Raw genomic sequence first — 16,655 nt, forward strand, 5'->3', positions numbered from 1 at the left:
CTTCATACATTTTAAGCCTTACGGTTTAGCTCAACTTTGCCAATATAGGTTCCGTCTCCAAGAAAAGCCTCTCCTGATGAAGAATCTTTCAAAAATGGGATCATTTTTATACCCTCTCTCACGTCGAATCCTTCTATGTAGGGATTTACCGTGGGCAAAATCAGAAAATCTCCAACTTTAAAGAAGCACTTGACTTTTCTAATGTTCCTTCCAATCCTCAAGCTGATTGCAGGGTGAATGTGTCCTAGAAAAGCTTTCTCAAACTCAACTTCCGGAAGGTTCTGGTGTCCATGGAGGAAAAGCATATCATCAAGGAGAAAATGACTGACTACATTTACATTTTTGAATTCCTTTGCGACTTCTTCTATTTTCCCATCGTGGTTTCCTTTTGTTATGACAATCCTGTATTCTGCAATCTCAGAAAAGAATTCCATAAGGAGCTTTTTGACAAATCTACTCATTCCGAGGGGTTCTTTTATGTCACCTAGGATAATCACCAAATCTGGATCTTTATCTTTTATAAACTCTGCAAGGCTTTTTTCGAATTTTGTTCTTACCCTTAACCCCCTCGAAAGTTCAAAAGCTATGTGAGGATCTGCAAGAACAAGGGTTCTTTCAGAAGATGTTTTTAGTTCAAGGGAAAGCTCCTCGTAAGGGAAGTTTTCCATGATAATCACGTAAAAGAGATATAAAGATTGAAGAAAAATCAGATTATTCCTCTCTCCTTCTTTCTCTGCCTCTTTAGTCTCCTAATCCTCTTTTTAATCCACTTCCACCTCATTCTTCCCTTCTTTTTCCATTTCCTTGGTCTCCTCTTCATGATCATCACCCCGATAATCGTTCCAGACTAAGCTCACCTTGCTTGGTTTTTAAGCTTTTCCATCAAAAGGGATCAGAAAATAGCAAAGACAAAAAGAACAAAATAAAGGAGATTAAAGGAAAATCTGGTCAAGCAGAGCTTTGTCTCTTGTCGAAGTCTTATAAATAGTTATAATCCCTCTATATCACGTTAGTGGATAATAAAAAGCCTCTTAGTGCGATTGTGATATTTAAATAGGAAATTTCTGGCTCTAGAGCAATTCCAGTGATTTTGGGCTTTTTAAAACTCTCAAAAATTATGTAATTTTAATTTTTTCTTTCTATAGCTCTTGGCTTGGACAAAAATGTGTTCGTTAAGTTATTAACCGTCAAAACCCTAAAGCATTAAGGAGGGATTGAAATGAAAGTTGGATTTGTTCAGATGGAGCCAAAGCTTTTGGATCTTAATGCCAACTTAAGCAAAGCTGAGAAATTAATTGGAGAGGCTGCAAGACAAGGTGCAAAGCTCATTGTTCTTCCAGAGCTTTTTGACACGGGCTACAATTTTGAGACAAAAGAAGAAGTGGAGGAGATAGCCCAGCAGATTCCAGATGGGGAGACCACTCAATTTCTTGTTGAGCAGGCAAGGAAGCATGAAGCGTTCATAGTGGCTGGAACCGCTGAGAAAGATGAGAGGGGGAAACTTTACAACTCCGCTGTCATTGTGGGACCAATAGGATGGGGCTACATTGGAAAATACCGCAAGGTTCACCTTTTCTACAGGGAGAAGCTTTTCTTTGAGCCTGGAAACCTTGGCTTTCACGTCTTCAACATAGGTATTGCAAAAGTTGGAATTATGATATGCTTTGACTGGTTCTTCCCAGAGTCGATGAGAACACTCGCCCTTAAGGGAGCTGATATCGTTGCACATCCGGCTAATCTGGTTCTTCCCTATGCTCCAAAGGCAATGCCAATAAGGAGCCTTGAAAACAGGGTATTCAGCATAACAGCAAACAGAATCGGAGAGGAGAGGGGATTAAGGTTCATAGGCATGAGCCAGATAAACTCACCAAAGGCTGAAATCCTGCTCAGGGCAAGTGAAGATAAGGAGGAAGTGGGGGTTGTTGATATAAACATCGAAGAGGCGAGGAACAAAAAGCTTAACGAGTTCAATGACATCTTCAAGGATAGAAGACCGGAATACTATGCTCTGTAATTTCAAAACTTTAATTTTTGTTGGGGTTTATAAAAAGAGTGATGCGTGGAGAAATGATAGACAAGCTCCTGTCGATAGATAGCGGTGAACTCATTCAGAGAGCACTGGAAGATGCAAAGGCTCTGGAGGAGTTAACTAAGTTAGTGAACTCTTCAGAGTACTCGGTTAAGGTAAGGGCACTACAAGTGCTAAGTGAAATTATACCCAAATTGCCTGCAGAGAAACGCCGATCGATTCTTGATATTCTCTTATCATCCCTTCTTGAAAACCTCTTTGATGAAAATAGAAGGGTTCAAGAATTGAGTTTGAGGGTTTTATCGGCTTTAATAACGGAAGTCTCTCTATTTCCTGAAGAGGCATTGGAAATTTTAAAAGCAGTAAGCATTCCTCGGTTGCTTGAAGACGACTTTGTGTTTCTTGGATTTGTGGAAATTTTTAAACGGCTGAAATTCATCAAATACCATCCCTCAGTACTAACCACCCTTAATGAGATGACTCTCTCTAAGGACGAAAGAATAAGGGTTCTGGGAGTATGGGGATTGTGGAGGCTTCTTAATTCCGTCGTTATGGGGGTTCAAGCTGCTGAAATTTTGGAAAAAATAATATCAAAGATACCTTCTCTGATGGAGAGCCTTGATGAAACCGTGGTAGAAGTCACGCTCCAGCTTGTTAAGGAAATTGTTGCAAAATACAGGGATTCAGGGAATATTATACGGAGGGTTATCCCTTGGATAAAAGAAATGAAAGAGCTCAAAAAATCGGGAAGCTGGCTGATAAGAAGTGAACTTGAAAATGCAATTCAGTATTTATCGGAGGTTGTGAGAGATTACTACAGTAAGAGAATAAACGAGGCCTTAAAATTGCTTGAAGAGCTTGTAGAGCAAGAGAAATACGAGGATGCACTTTTCATAGCTGGATTAATAGGGAATGATGACATACTCAGGTGGATCTCTCAAAAGATAAACCTTTCAAAGAAAAGGGAAGTAATTGATGAGCTTCCGAGAATCGTAAGAGGGCCAAAATATGCCACTCTTCCCCTTAATCTGCAAGAGAAGACACTGTACATACCAAGTTTAGGCTCACTCACAATAAGAAGAAGAAAAATAAGTGGAGAAAATGAAGAAAAAGAAATTGGATTTTCTGAGAGAAGTGACAAAGTCAATGAGAGCTCAAAAATTCCGGGTGGAGCAAAGATTCTGGAGAAATTAAGAAGTACTGACCCTACAGAAGTTATAGATGGAATATGGGAATTGTATGAACTCTCAAAGAACATAACGCCCGAAAATGTAGAAGGGTTTCTTATCTTTGTACCAGAGTTGATTAGGATATTCTCATCTTCCCGCAATGAATGGGTAGTGGATAAAGTGAGCATGATACTGGCAAAGATTTTAGCATACTCCTCCTCTAGGAGTTACTTATCCCTCATATTGAACTTTCTCGTTTTGGAAGGAAGAGAAAAAATCAAGGCCATGAGGTTTTTCAAATACTACTTTTCTTACAAGTGGGATAAAGAGGCATGGGCCATTGTCTGGGAAAAGTTGAAAGAACTGCTTATGGATAAAAATACTTCTATTGAGGTATTAGGTATGCTCAACAACCTTGTCGATGTTATTCCCAGGGAAGAAAAAGATGTTTTGGAGAAGATAAACGAAGTTTTAGAGAATTTGAAAATCGAGAAACCAGGAGAGCTTCAAGAAGGGGTAAACCTGCTTAAGGAAAAAATAAATAAAAAGTTAAAAGAGGAAATGTCCAAACATAAAAACGGAATGATGAGTCTGGAGCCCCCTGATTGGTGAGGAAGTTTCGCGGGGCTGACCGCAATGATAAAAAGAATACTATGCAAAGACCTCTATGAAGAAATAGAACGGCTTGAGCGCTCTGTTGTGGAGCTTGAGGAACAGATAATTGAGTTAAAGACCCAGCTCAGCATGAAAACTGAAGAAGCAACGAGTCTCTATATCGAGAACCAAAGCCTGAGACACAAAATAGAAATGCTGGAAAAAAGTCATAAACAGCTCATTGAGATGCTTAAAAAGATGAAAATTCCTTTTGTTGTCGTAAATGAGGATGAGTTTGAAGACGTTGAAGTCGACAAATAATTTTAAAACAATTTGTGAACGCTCCTTCAGACAAAGACTTTTTAATATGAAAAGCAACTTTTAGGTTAGACTCAAGGATGGTGATGATCATGGACATGAGTACAAGGATGTTTAAGGAAGAAGGGTGGATAAGAAAAACCTGTAAGGTCTGTGGAAAACCTTTTTGGACGCTTGACCCAGATAGAGAAACCTGTGGGGATCCACCATGTGATGAGTACGAATTCATAGGAAACCCGGGCATCCCAAAGAAGTACACTCTCGACGAGATGCGTGAGAAGTTCCTGAGCTTTTTTGAGAGAAAGGGACACGGAAGAGTAAAACGCTACCCCGTTTTACCCAGATGGAGAGACGATGTGCTCCTCGTTGGAGCGAGCATAATGGACTTCCAACCGTGGGTTATAAGTGGTGAAGCCGATCCCCCCGCAAATCCACTCACGATAAGCCAGCCATCAATAAGGTTTACCGACATAGACAACGTTGGAATAACTGGTAGGCACTTCACGATATTTGAAATGATGGCACACCATGCTTTCAACTATCCAGGAAAGCCAATTTATTGGATGGATGAGACCGTTGAATATGCCTACGAGTTTTTCACCAAGGATTTGGGGATGAAAGGAGAAGATATAACCTTTAAGGAGAACCCGTGGGCTGGTGGAGGAAACGCTGGTCCGGCTTTTGAGGTTCTCTACCGCGGTTTAGAAGTTGCCACTTTAGTGTTCATGCAGTATAAGTTAGCCCCTCCAGACGCTGATCCCTCTCAGGTTGTTGAGATTAAGGGAGATAAGTATGTCCCGATGGATACGAGGGTCGTTGATACTGGTTATGGGCTTGAAAGGCTTGTCTGGATGAGCCAAGGCACTCCAACGGCATATGATGCAGTCTTGGACTATGTCATTGAGCCCCTCAAAAAGATGGCTGGAATTGAAAAAATAGACGACAGAATCCTCATGGAGAACTCAAAATTAGCGGGAATGTTTGATATTGAAGACATGGGTGATTTGAGAGTATTGAGGGAGACAGTTGCAAAGAGGGTTGGAATTGATCCAGATGAACTTACGAGACTCGTTAGACCGTATGAACTGATATACGCAATAGCCGACCATACAAAAGCTCTCACCTTTATGCTTTCCGATGGTGTTGTTCCCTCTAATGTTAAAGCTGGTTACCTTGCCAGACTCCTCATAAGAAAGAGCATAAGACACCTCAGGGAGCTCGGTTTGGAAATTCCCCTCAGCGAAATAGTTGCAATGCACATAAAGGCTTTACACAAGACTTTCCCAGAGTTCAAGGAAATGGAAGATGTTGTTCTTGATATGGTCAACGTTGAAGAAAAGAAATACGCAGAGACCCTAAAGAGGGGAAGTGGATTAGTCAAGAGAGAAATCGAAAAGCTTAAAAAACAAGGCATTAACGAACTCCCCCTTGAGAAGCTTATTCTCTTCTATGAGAGCCACGGCTTGACTCCCGAAATCGTCAAGGAGATTGCGGAGAAAGAAGGCATGAAAGTCAAGGTTCCGGACAACTTCTACAGCCTAGTTGCCAAAGAGGCTGAAAAAACTGCCAAAAAAGAAGAGGAGAAGAGAATAGTGGACTTTGAGCTCGTTCAAGACTTGCCAGATACGAGAACTCTCTACTATGAAGATCCGTTTATGAAGGAGTTTGATGCAAAGGTGCTTAGGGTAATAGACGACTGGGTGGTTTTGGATCAGACTGCGTTTTACCCCGAGGGCGGAGGTCAGCCGTGTGATTTGGGTGAGCTCAACGGAATTAAAGTACTCGATGTCCAGAAAATTGGCAAAGTAATCCTCCACAAGGTGGAGAAGCCTGAGGTTTTCAAAGAAGGAGGCACCGTTCGCGGAAAAATTGACTGGCAGAGGAGAATACAGCACATGAGGCACCACACCGGTACTCACGTTCTCATGGGAGCCCTTGTTAGGGTTCTTGGAAAACACGTTTGGCAGGCCGGTTCTCAATTGAGCACCGATTGGGCTAGATTAGATATAGCTCACTACAAGCGCATCAGCGAAGAGGAGCTCAAGGAGATAGAGCTCTTAGCTAACAGGGTAGTAATGGAAGACAGGGAAGTAAAATGGGAATGGCTGCCAAGAACCGAGGCGGAGCAAAAGTACGGCTTTAGGCTTTATCAGGGAGGAGTAGTGCCGGGTAGGATAATTAGAATTTTGAACATTAAAGACTGGGATGTGCAGGCATGCGGTGGTACCCACTTACCTAGAACGGGCTTAATAGGTCCAATAAAGATACTTAGGACAGAAAGAATACAGGATGGAGTTGAGAGGATAATATTCACATGTGGCGAGGCAACTATCAAGGAATGGCAGAAGGAAAGGGAGATATTAAGCAGAACGAGTGAGGTATTTAGAGTTCCTCCAGAGAAACTGCCAGAGACTGCAGAGAGGTTCTTTGAAGAATGGAAGCAAGCAAGGAAAGAAGTGGAGAAGCTCAACAAAGAACTTGCGAAGCTTTTAGTCTATGAGCTCGAGAGCAAAGTTGAGAAAATAGGAGAGATTGAGTTCATTGGAGCTATAGTGGAGGGAGAGATAGATCACTTAAGAGAAGCAGCTCTGAAGCTTAAGAAACCAAAGAGGGTTGTTGCTTTGATAAGTGAAGACAGCAAAGCCGTTGTAGTCAGCGTTGGTGATGAAATACCACACAAAGCCGGTGATTTGATAAGGATAATCACGAAGGTTGCAGGCGGAGGCGGTGGAGGTAAGAAAGACCTTGCCCAAGGAAAGATAAAGAACGTCCTGAAGGCTAAGGAAGCTCTAGAGGAGCTCAAAAAGGCTCTCTAATTTTTTCAAATTTTTGGAGGGTTTGAGATTAAAATAAAAGCACTCACTGGAGAATTAAGTAAAACTGCGGAGGAAATAGGTTTTAAAGCCCTTAAGGAGTTCTCCACGAAGGATAATGCAAGAATAGACTTGGCTATTCTGAGAGGGGATGAGAAAATTTTGGCAATTGAGTTTGAGAACTCCTATAAATGGATAAAGCAGAGAATTCTTTACAATGGAATAAAGGCCCACCGTGCTGGCTTTAAACACCTCTGGGTGGTTTATCCCTTTAGAAACGAGCCTTTAAGAAACGGCTGGGTTAGTAATTATCTCAAAGAGCTCGGAATGAATCTCGAAATAGTTTCTCCAGAGGAGATTGAAGAAAGGGTTAGGAAATTTTTAGAATCCTTATAATCCCGTTGGGTTATCAACAAACACAGTCTTGACCCCAAATTTCTCTCTTAGGATGGGCATTAAAGCTTTAACTCCAAGGGTTTCTGTGGCATAATGTCCTGCCGCTATAACGGTTAACTTTCCTTCCTTAGCTGTGTGATAATCGTCGTGTAAAAACTCTCCCGTTATGAAGAGATCAACACCTTTTTCTATTGCCTCTGGGATTGCAAATCCTCCCCTGCCGCTGACTACTGCAACGCTTTTTATTTCCTCGACTCCAAATTCATAGGCTTTTACATACTCAGTCTTCAGCTTCTCTACAAGTATTTGTGCCACCAAGGGTAAAGGTTTTGGTTCCTCAAATTCCGAAATGTATCCAATGCTTATTCCGTTGTACTCTCCGAAGGGTTCCTTTGGCTCCAAACCTAAGAGCTTCAAAAGCTGGGCATTGTTTCCTACCTCGGGATGAACGTCAAGAGGCAAATGAGCAGCGTAGAGGTTCATCTCATTTTCGAGAAGAAACTTAAGCCTCTTCTGCACAAGCCCTCTGACATACTCTATTCCGCCCCATATTAAGCCGTGATGGACTATTAACATATCTGCTCCTAAAGCTCTGGCCTTAACAAAGGTGTCCATACAGGCATCAACTGCAAAAGCGATCTTTTCCACCTCTTCTCTTCCCTCAACTTGTAGTCCGTTTCGGGATTTATCGGGAAAAGAGTTTATGCTTAAATACTCATCAAGGAACGCGATAATTTCCTCCCCTTCCACCATTTTTGTTCACCAAAGTCATTACTCTTTGATGCTTAAAACACTTTCAGGTGAAGACTTTTAAATGCCCATACTATCTTATGAACGTGATAAGAATGGAAGAAAAATATAGAAAAGCCTGTGAGGAGATTGCAAGGGCCGTAATTTCGGGCGAGATTAAGGATAGGAGAGAGCTCAATAGGTTTAAGGTTAAAATCGCTGCTAAATATCATCTCTCAAGGATCCCTACTAATTCAGACGTGCTTAGAGTAATGAGCAGGGAAGATAGGGAGAAGTTCAAGGACTTCCTCAAAAAGAAGCCTACCAGGACAATCAGCGGGGTTGCCGTTGTTGCAATGATGACGAAGCCATTTCCATGCCCGCATGGTAGGTGTATCTATTGTCCCGGCGGTCCAAGCGAGGGTTCTCCCCAAAGCTACACTGGAAAGGAGCCATCAGCTTTAAGGGCTCTTCAGAATGCTTATCATCCCTATCTCATAATGATGAACCGCTTGAAGCAGCTCTATGATATCGGCCACGATATAGATAAAGTTGAGGTCATTATACAGGGTGGGACTTTCCCTGCTGTTGATTTGGATTACCAAGAGTGGTTCATAAAAGAGGCATTCAAAGCCATGAACGATTTTCCCTACTTTAAGGACATTGAGAACCTTGAAGAGAAAATTAGAAAGGCAGTTCTTTTTGGAGAGATTGACGAAGACCCTCTCTTCAAAAAAGCATGGGAAAGGACTCACAAGAAGCCGTACTATTATCTTGAGGAAGAGCAGAGAAAGAACGAGAAGGCAAAGGTCAGAATGGTGGGATTAACTATTGAAACAAGGCCAGATTGGGCTATGGAAAGACAAATCGACAGAATGCTCAAGCTCGGCACAACGAGAGTAGAGCTTGGAGTTCAGACGGTCTTCAATTTCATCTATGAGAGGGTAAAGAGGGGGCACACCGTTGAAGACACCGTGAGAGCTACACAGCTCCTCAAAGATGCTGGTCTTAAGATAAACTACCACATGATGCCGGGTTTGCCGGGAAGCAACTTTGAGAGGGACTTAAAGGCCTTCCAAATAATCTTTGAAGATGAGCGCTTCAGGCCTGATATGCTCAAAATTTACCCCACTCTGGTCACAAAGGACACGCTCCTCTACAGATGGTATAAGGAAGGGAAATATAAGCCTTACACGACTGAAGAAGCTGTCGAGCTGCTTGTTGAAGTGTACAAACTCCTTCCAAAATGGGTTAGAGTTATGAGGATTCAGAGAGACATCCCGGTTCAGCTTGTTGAAGCTGGAGTAAAGCACTCCAATTTGGGACAGCTGGTGTTCAATGAGCTCATAAAGAGGGGCATAAGGCCGAGGGAGATAAGGTTCAGAGAAGTCGGACATCAGATGCAGAAGTTTGGGGTTCAGCCAGAGGTTGAGCACATCAAATTGCTAAGGGAGGATTATAAAGCAAGCGAGGGACATGAGGTATTCCTGAGCTTTGAGGACGTGAAGAACGACATTCTAATCGGCTTCATCAGGCTTAGAATCCCAAGTGAAAAAGCCCACAGGAAGGAAATAAACTGCTGTCCATCAGCAATAGTTAGGGAGCTTCACGTTTATGGACCTTTGGTTCCAATAGGAGGAAAGCCGAAGTACGAGTGGCAGCACAGGGGTTACGGAAGGGAGCTTTTAGCTGAAGCGGAAAGAATAGCGAGAGAAGAATTCGACGTAAAGAAGATGCTCATTATAAGCGGTGTCGGCGTTAGGGAATACTACAGAAAATTCGGCTACAGAAAGGATGGCCCATATGTGAGCAAGAGGCTTGACAAGGGCTATGCAAACTTTGTGAAAAGCAAAGAGTTTGATGCGCATTTGAACACCTGAGCTAGACGTTGTGTATTTTTACTTTCTTTTGTTGTTTGTTGTTTTTACTTTTATCTTTTCGTTTTTTCCAATAGTAAATTTTATATAGTTTGAGTGCTTACTATTTGTGAAAATTTCCTCACGCTTGGGGGGGAATGAGGAAGAAGTTAAGCTTGCTTGTGGTTTTGTTGTTGGTTGGAGCGTACGCAGCTTACGCAGTAAGCCAGCCCAAGCCCCCAGAAGTTAAAGGTTGCGTGAATCCATTTAGAGAAGTCAAGCCTGTGGAAAAAGCTCCAGAGAACTGGTCTTCAGTGCGTGTTTTTACCAAAATCCTCGTTAGCAAGGACCTTAGGAGTTTGGCAAAGCCTTGGGAAGTTGATTATAAGAATGTCAAGATAGTAAAGCACGTTGTAGACTATAACGGCGAGAGGATTGAAATGCTTGCTATGGCTTTTCCATTAAAGGATGGCAAGCACGTAATAGGCTATTATGAATTCTCAAAACCAGTACAAGGAGTTAAAACGAGGGCGTATCTGTTGGAGTTCTCTGTTTCGAATACTGAAAAACGCTTAACAACAAAAGCAATGACCACGAATGGCGAAGTGACACCACTAAGCAGTTGCAAGCACGAATGCACAAGTGACGCAGACTGTGGCTACTTCGCAGACTGTGTCTCGTACTGTTGTGACTATAACTGGGGATGTATGGTAGGTTGTTGTGGCGACTGTGCATTTCCATGCGGAGCATGTGCTAAAGGAAATGTATGGGCATGTGGAGAATGTCTCTATTGTGTTATAGTTTCATGTCCTTTGTGTGCTACTGGATGCTGTGGCGAAGAGGGGACTTACTGTGACTACTTAGCACCGGGACCATGAGGTGTGCAAAATGAGAGAGTTAAGTAACAAGAGGTTTTATTTGGTTCTTGCATTATCTTTAATTTTTACGTGGTTGGCGGTATTGGACAATACACCGCCTTTTATAGCCTTTGGCACAATAGCATTCCCCATGGTGATGGGGTATTTCCTTATAACCTGGAGGGAATTTCCTGGCATTATTTTAGCGAGTGTAGTATGGGGCATTATGATGCTACTAGTGAACTTCCTTGCAGGCTCGTTATCCGAGCAAGTTGTTAGAACTGTTATTCTAAAGATGTCGAACGCTATTGTTGGAGTGTTGGCATTTATAACTTTTGAAAAATTAGTGAGGAAACGTGTACAATAATCGGACCATTAGGTGTGCAAAATGAAAACAGACAGTTCCTTATTCCTTGTTTCCATTTTTGGAGTTCTTTTGGGTGGAGTGGCATTATTAACTGGACTATGCTAGGTATCCCTTCGTAATATTGTACTTTATGCTCGTTTTAGTGTTATTGCCTGCGATTTTAAGAAAAACCTGCCCATAAGCACGGCTGGAATTCTTTTGAGCATCCCCTTGGCTTATTTTGCAGTTGAAAGCATCAAAGGCCTCAGCGCATCGACGTTACTTCTAGTGGCATTTGAACTTGGCCTAATTGGTATATATATTGAAATGATCTGGAGAAGATAGACACCTTAGTACACTGGCTCATACATTTGAGAAGCCCGGATAGCAAAATTTTGTTTGTGTTCTTCCATTAATTTTGGCAGAAAAAGCTTTCAGTTCACAATTATCTTAACTCCTTCTATTTCCTTCTCTTCTCTCTCGATTCTCTCAAATGTGAGCTTTTCCCAGTTAATCCTATAGGAGGAGCCGTTAACATTGGGTACCCAGTCATCTGGATCGAGAATTATCATTGTAGGTCTTCCTTTGGTCTCAACTTCTAAAACAGATGAGCCGTTCACGAAGATCCTCTTCGTTATGTTCTCCACTGGCGTAACAACTTTTACTTCAAGGGGCATTGCAAAGCCGTTCTCTTCACTTATATTGAGCCTTAAAATGTAGTTTGAATCCTTTTGAAAGACTTTTAAGCTTGAAACCGTGAAGTTCGGGTAGTCCGCCCTATAAAACCACTCTCTGAAGAACCAGTCTAAATCTTGCTTGGTTAGATTTTCATAGATTTCCTTAATCAGATCTAATGTTTTCTCAGTTTCCCTGCAGTCTTTAACGTGGCAAATCTCAAGGAGCTCCCTAAGCCCTTGGAAGAAGGTTTCGTTTCCAACAACAAACTGTAGAGAGCGGAAAATAAAGCCACCCCGTTGGTATAGGTTGGTTTGGTGCCTCCTTGTGACGGTGTTAATATCAACTATCGGTGTTCTATCCCTCGAGCTGAGGCATATTCCTTCCCAGTAGTCCGCTTGTTCAAGCGTCGGTTTGTAGAGAAATGACGTGTATGTTGCGAGAGACTCATCTAAAACTCCAAGCTCAGCATATATTCCAAACCAGTTGTGGGCAACTTCATGGGGAATAAGGTTTTCAAATTGGGTTCCTACTGCCCCTCCATAGAGCCCGAATCCTTCAATTTCACTTCTATGCCCTTTGATTCTGATGTAAATGAATTCATCGTACGGATATGGGATCAGATAGAAGGAATACACTTTCAGAATTTTTGCAAGCTCGTCAACAACCCACTCTCCCTCATCTGTTAGTGCGATAACCCTTACACTTCTGCCATATATTTTAATGGACTTTTCATATGTATTCCACTTTCCCAAAAGAATGTAAAATCTCCCACTATCTGTATGGAAGGTATCTCCCTCTGGAAGAAGCGGCTTGTATTTATCGTTTGGAAGCTTTAAAAGACCTGCGAGAGTGTAGTTAGATGTGTGGGAAGAAACTTTAACCATTAAATTTCCCTTCACCTTCGAAAGCCCCATATAAGCCTCGGGTGGAAGGTAGAAGGAGCTTTTGGTTGATTTAATGTGCCAATCGATTATATCCCTCATGTTAACATCAAAAAGAGGCTGATATTTTGAGGTATAAAAAATTTTAATCTGCTGGGTATTCTCAATAGGCTCTATATCCAGTAGCAAAAGACCATATCTTCCGTCGTAAAATGCTGTTATATTGGCCTTTGCGCCGCGAACTTCAATTTCCTCAACCTCGAATTTTAAGATTGATGAGTTCTCAAAGAGGAGGGGTATTGTAGTCGGAGAGCTTAGAGAAAGTTCAATCTCCTGAACTCCTTTGGTTGTAGCATTCCAGCCGTCAAAAGCTATCTCAAGGGTTATAGTTTCATTTCCAATAGTTTCCTCATACTTTTCAAAAAGACGTTTAACATTCGGGACTTCTGAGAACTGGAATCCCTTGAGTTTTACCTTAGAAGGGCTAATACACATGACCATGAGAACTGCCAAGATTATCACTATGATAGAACGCGCTTTCATACATTTGTTTTCTATTCCGAGAGATTTAAAAGTTTCGGGAAGAGCTTTTTATGAGGGGTTAAAAAGTGAGATTCAAGCCAAAACCATTGAAAAGCGATGTGAAGTTTGAGTGCAAATTCTGCTTAGACTGTTGTAGAGGGAGGTTCATTTACCTAACTTTGCATGACATAAAGAACATAATGAGAAGGGGGCATGATCCACAGGATTTTATCCTTTTAACTGCAGAAGAAGGGAAAATACGCTTTGTTTTGGCCTATAGGGAATGGGATCTTGGGTGTGTTTTCCACGATCCAGAGACTGGGAAATGTAAAATCCACGACTACAATCCTTTAATTTGTCAGATCTATCCGTTTATGGTGTCCCACAAGCCGCTTGGCATTAAAGGTGAGGAGCCCTTTGAATATAATGGAGAAAAGCTGTGGCTCTACTATGATGAGAGCTGTCCAGGGATTGGCGAAGGGAAAGAGGTTATAACAAGGGAGGAAGTAGCAGAACTCGGTGTGAGGTTTCATAAAGAATTTGAAAAAACTGATTTGGAAGGCTTAAACACTCTTTTGAACGGTGAAAACAATGGAACTTAGATACAGGAGGGCTTCCTCCTGGGAGTTTGATTTGATAATGAAGGAAGCTGAAAAGTTTGGGGAGTTAAAACATGAGTTCTTTGGAATAGTTGAGGGAAAGTTTAGGGATGTCTATGCGGTAAACGAGGAAGTTTGGAGAGAAATAGAAAACCTAAAGGTAAAGCCCTACGCATTTGGAACCTTTGTGGGTACAATAAAGGTTGACAAAAACCTTGTTGAGAAATTCTATCCAAACATTGAGTTCTTTTATTTTGTGGATATTAAGAAGAACTATGTAGTTCTAAAGCCAAAAACTGCATTTCTTTTCACAACTGGCAAAGACGTGCCGAAAAAAGGGGTCAAGGAGTACAACTGGCAGGGGAGCAAAAAGCTTGTTATCCTAAATGAAGAAGGTCTAATCCTCGGACTCGGCATTATAAACCCAAAGAGCGAAAAGAAGTTCATTAAAAACATTACGGACATTGGGGAGTTCATAAGGCGGCACAAGTAGCGTTTTTGTAGTTTTTAACCGTAAACTTTAAATATCCTCAATATATAATTCCAATTGGTAACTAAAATCACTATTCTCTCTAACCCGCTTGAATCAGATAAAGATCCATTACAGGGGGTGAGAAAGTGATTAAGAGAGTAAAAACTGGTATTCCGGGGATGGATGAGATACTTCATGGAGGAATTCCGGAGAGAAACGTAGTTTTGCTCAGCGGAGGCCCGGGAACAGGAAAGACAATATTCAGCCAGCAGTTCTTATGGAATGGCCTACAAATGGGTGAACCCGGGATTTATGTAGCTCTTGAAGAGCATCCAGTTCAAGTTAGGCAAAATATGGCTCAGTTTGGATGGGATGTCAAGCCATATGAAGAGCAAGGAATGTTTGCCATGGTGGATGCCTTCACAGCTGGAATCGGGAAGTCTAAAGAGTATGAGAAGTATATAGTCCATGATTTAACCGATATTAGGGAGTTCATAGATGTATTGAGGCAAGCTATAAAAGACATCAATGCCAAAAGGGTTGTTGTCGATTCTGTTACGACGCTCTATATAAACAAGCCCGCTATGGCTAGAAGCATAATCCTTCAGCTCAAGAGGGTCTTAGCTGGCACTGGATGTACAAGTATATTTGTGAGCCAGATCAGCGTTGGAGAAAGGGGATTTGGAGGGCCTGGAGTAGAGCACGGTGTTGACGGTATTATAAGACTCGATCTTGACGAGATCGATGGCGAGCTTAAACGCTCTCTCATAGTGTGGAAGATGCGTGGTACAAGTCATTCAATGAGAAGGCATCCATTTGAGATAACCGACAAGGGAATAACAGTCTATGCGAATAAAGTTCTGAAGAGAGGTGGGATTGTAGAAATTTGAGGAGGTGAGGATAATGACAGTTGAGATTCCACTGAACCCTGTTGGGAGGCAGGAGATTCACCAATTAGAAAGCATTCTCCTCTTTGCAACTCTCTTTAGGCCGGAGGTTATTGAGCTAATCAAAGACCCGGCAGAAAGGTTAACATGGGTTGACAGTTTAGCGGTTGCAGCGGGAGCAATTGCGAGAGAAAAAGCAGGAATGACAACAAGCGAGATTGCGAGGGAACTTGGTAGAACTGAGCAGACAATAAGAAAACACCTCAAGGGAGAAAGCAAAGCGGGGCAACTTGTTAGAGAAACCTACGAGCTGATAAAGCAAGGAAAGCTCGATGAGCTAATCAAAACTATTGAAATGATTGAAAAGGGTGGCTTAAAGGAGGTTATTGCTAAAGAAGAATATGAAAAGCTTATGCAGGAGTATGAAAAGCTCAAGATTGAATACGAAAAGGTCAGAGAAGAACTTGAAAAGATGAAGCAAACTGTAGACCTTGAAAGTTTGGAAAAGGCAAGAGAGGAGATAGAGAGACTCAAGAAAGAACTCGAAACAACGAAAGCAGAACTCGAAAAAATCAGGAAGGAAAAGAAAGAGCTTGAAAAAGAGCTCGCAGAGGCTAAAGTAAAAATTATGGAGCTACAAAGCAAAAAGAGTGAGGAGGCGAAAATTAAAGAGCTTGAAGAAAAGCTTAAGGCAAAGGAAGAGGAAATCAAAAGGCTGGAAAGATTGGTCGATGAGATAACACGTGAAAAGATGGAGCTTGAAAAGAAAGTCGAGGAGTTTGAGGGGCTTGCCGATGAGTGGAGAAAAGAAAAAGAAGAGCTTGAGAGAAAAGTCAATGAGCTTTTAAAAGAGAACAATGAGCTCAAACAGAGAATTGAGGAGCTTGAGACGTACAAGATCAGGTTTGAGAACCTCAGAGATAAGATAGAGAAAATAAAGATAGAGCTCGAAAAACTCCTAGAGTGATTATCTCTCGTTTCTTCTGTCTAATTTTTCTTCCCATGTTAGGATCATGTGGGTGAATGTGCCCTCTTCCTCTTTGATACCTCTTTTGACTTCTGAGACGTGAGCGTACTGAGCTTTGAACTTCTCAAGGATGTAATCAACGGCCTTCTCTGGATCTGCCTTCTCGCCGCATGTGTAAACATCTAATGCCGCATATCCTTCCTCTGGCCATGTATGAACAGAAATATGGCTCTCGGCAACAATAACAACTCCGCTAACTCCAGTCGGTGAGAACCTAAAAAAGTAGCTCGCCTTAACTTCCATGTTTCCTACTTTTGCTGCCTCTAGGAAAATCTCTCTTATCTTGTTTGGATCTTTTAGAACCTCTGGATCGCATCCTGAGGCTTCAACCACGTAGTGATATCCAATGGTGTCCATGAGCATCACCTACTTCAGTTATTCACCTTAGGTTTTAAAACTTGTTCTTTATAGTGGCTATTGAATAGATTTTTAAATGCTACGGTGGAGTATCTAAAAAGACAATGCAGTACATTAAAAATCCA

General features: G+C 41.8%; 16 protein-coding genes. 12 read left to right on the plus strand and 4 right to left on the minus strand.

Annotated elements, in window-relative coordinates; all coding sequences use genetic code 11:
- Positions 1–11: 11 nt before the first annotated feature.
- The gene (locus NF859_RS01370) at positions 12–668 is read right to left on the minus strand and encodes a metallophosphoesterase (protein WP_252742713.1); all 657 of its coding nucleotides are present in this window, start codon (positions 666–668) and stop codon (positions 12–14) included.
- 551 nt (positions 669–1,219) lie between these two features.
- Here NF859_RS01370 and NF859_RS01375 point away from each other — a divergent pair.
- The 5 genes from NF859_RS01375 (at position 1,220) to NF859_RS01395 (ending at position 7,319) form a co-directional block, all read left to right on the plus strand.
- Positions 1,220–2,014, plus strand: a complete 795-nt coding sequence (locus NF859_RS01375; RefSeq protein WP_252742662.1) for a nitrilase — start codon at positions 1,220–1,222, stop codon at positions 2,012–2,014.
- Positions 2,015–2,052: 38 nt separating this feature from the next.
- Complete coding sequence (locus NF859_RS01380) at positions 2,053–3,810, plus strand: hypothetical protein (RefSeq protein WP_252742663.1); 1,758 nt, start codon at positions 2,053–2,055, stop codon at positions 3,808–3,810.
- A gap of 24 nt (positions 3,811–3,834) precedes the next feature.
- Positions 3,835–4,113: an initiation control protein YabA gene (locus tag NF859_RS01385; RefSeq protein ID WP_252742664.1), complete on the plus strand. Its 279-nt coding sequence runs from the start codon at positions 3,835–3,837 to the stop codon at positions 4,111–4,113.
- 83 nt (positions 4,114–4,196) lie between these two features.
- A complete protein-coding gene (gene alaS / locus NF859_RS01390) occupies positions 4,197–6,926 on the plus strand; it encodes an alanine--tRNA ligase (protein WP_252742665.1) in 2,730 nt (909 codons plus the stop codon).
- Between the two features lie 159 nt (positions 6,927–7,085).
- On the plus strand, positions 7,086–7,319 hold the full coding sequence (locus tag NF859_RS01395) for a DUF3131 domain-containing protein (protein WP_252742666.1): 234 nt from the start codon (positions 7,086–7,088) through the stop codon (positions 7,317–7,319).
- Here NF859_RS01395 and NF859_RS01400 read toward each other — a convergent pair.
- Positions 7,314–8,072, minus strand: a complete 759-nt coding sequence (locus NF859_RS01400) for a Nif3-like dinuclear metal center hexameric protein (protein ID WP_252742667.1) — start codon at positions 8,070–8,072, stop codon at positions 7,314–7,316. The two genes, NF859_RS01395 and NF859_RS01400, sit on opposite strands and share 6 nt — an antisense overlap.
- A gap of 92 nt (positions 8,073–8,164) precedes the next feature.
- Between NF859_RS01400 and NF859_RS01405 the strand changes: the two genes are divergently transcribed.
- The 3 genes from NF859_RS01405 to NF859_RS01415 all read left to right on the plus strand — a co-directional run bounded on the left by NF859_RS01405 (position 8,165) and on the right by NF859_RS01415 (position 11,128).
- Positions 8,165–9,928 carry a tRNA uridine(34) 5-carboxymethylaminomethyl modification radical SAM/GNAT enzyme Elp3 gene (locus tag NF859_RS01405; protein ID WP_252742714.1) on the plus strand — a complete coding sequence of 588 codons (1,764 nt, stop codon included), beginning with the start codon at positions 8,165–8,167 and terminating at the stop codon, positions 9,926–9,928.
- Positions 9,929–10,062: 134 nt separating this feature from the next.
- Positions 10,063–10,782, plus strand: a complete 720-nt coding sequence (locus tag NF859_RS01410) for a hypothetical protein (RefSeq protein WP_252742668.1) — start codon at positions 10,063–10,065, stop codon at positions 10,780–10,782.
- A 10-nt stretch (positions 10,783–10,792) separates the two neighbouring features.
- The gene (locus NF859_RS01415; RefSeq protein ID WP_252742669.1) at positions 10,793–11,128 is read left to right on the plus strand and encodes a hypothetical protein; all 336 of its coding nucleotides are present in this window, start codon (positions 10,793–10,795) and stop codon (positions 11,126–11,128) included.
- A gap of 413 nt (positions 11,129–11,541) precedes the next feature.
- Here the strand turns inward: NF859_RS01415 and NF859_RS01420 are convergent, their stop codons facing one another.
- Positions 11,542–13,209, minus strand: a complete 1,668-nt coding sequence (locus NF859_RS01420) for a M1 family aminopeptidase (RefSeq protein ID WP_252742670.1) — start codon at positions 13,207–13,209, stop codon at positions 11,542–11,544.
- Positions 13,210–13,274: 65 nt separating this feature from the next.
- Between NF859_RS01420 and NF859_RS01425 the strand changes: the two genes are divergently transcribed.
- From NF859_RS01425 to NF859_RS01440, 4 genes are all read left to right on the plus strand, one after another.
- Complete coding sequence (locus NF859_RS01425) at positions 13,275–13,790, plus strand: YkgJ family cysteine cluster protein (RefSeq protein WP_252742671.1); 516 nt, start codon at positions 13,275–13,277, stop codon at positions 13,788–13,790.
- On the plus strand, positions 13,780–14,280 hold the full coding sequence (locus NF859_RS01430) for a PUA domain-containing protein (protein ID WP_252742672.1): 501 nt from the start codon (positions 13,780–13,782) through the stop codon (positions 14,278–14,280). Before NF859_RS01425 ends, NF859_RS01430 begins: the two co-directional genes overlap by 11 nt.
- 125 nt (positions 14,281–14,405) lie before the next feature.
- Positions 14,406–15,149 (plus strand): KaiC domain-containing protein, encoded by a 744-nt coding sequence (locus NF859_RS01435; protein ID WP_004066651.1) that lies wholly within the window; start codon positions 14,406–14,408, stop codon positions 15,147–15,149.
- A 13-nt stretch (positions 15,150–15,162) separates the two neighbouring features.
- Positions 15,163–16,113 (plus strand): transcriptional regulator, encoded by a 951-nt coding sequence (locus NF859_RS01440; RefSeq protein WP_252742673.1) that lies wholly within the window; start codon positions 15,163–15,165, stop codon positions 16,111–16,113.
- Here the strand turns inward: NF859_RS01440 and speD are convergent, their stop codons facing one another.
- Complete coding sequence (speD, locus tag NF859_RS01445) at positions 16,114–16,530, minus strand: adenosylmethionine decarboxylase (RefSeq protein ID WP_252742715.1); 417 nt, start codon at positions 16,528–16,530, stop codon at positions 16,114–16,116.
- Positions 16,531–16,655: the final 125 nt, after the last annotated feature.

Source organism: Thermococcus alcaliphilus (assembly GCF_024054535.1).
Taxonomy (GTDB): domain Archaea; phylum Methanobacteriota_B; class Thermococci; order Thermococcales; family Thermococcaceae; genus Thermococcus_A; species Thermococcus_A alcaliphilus.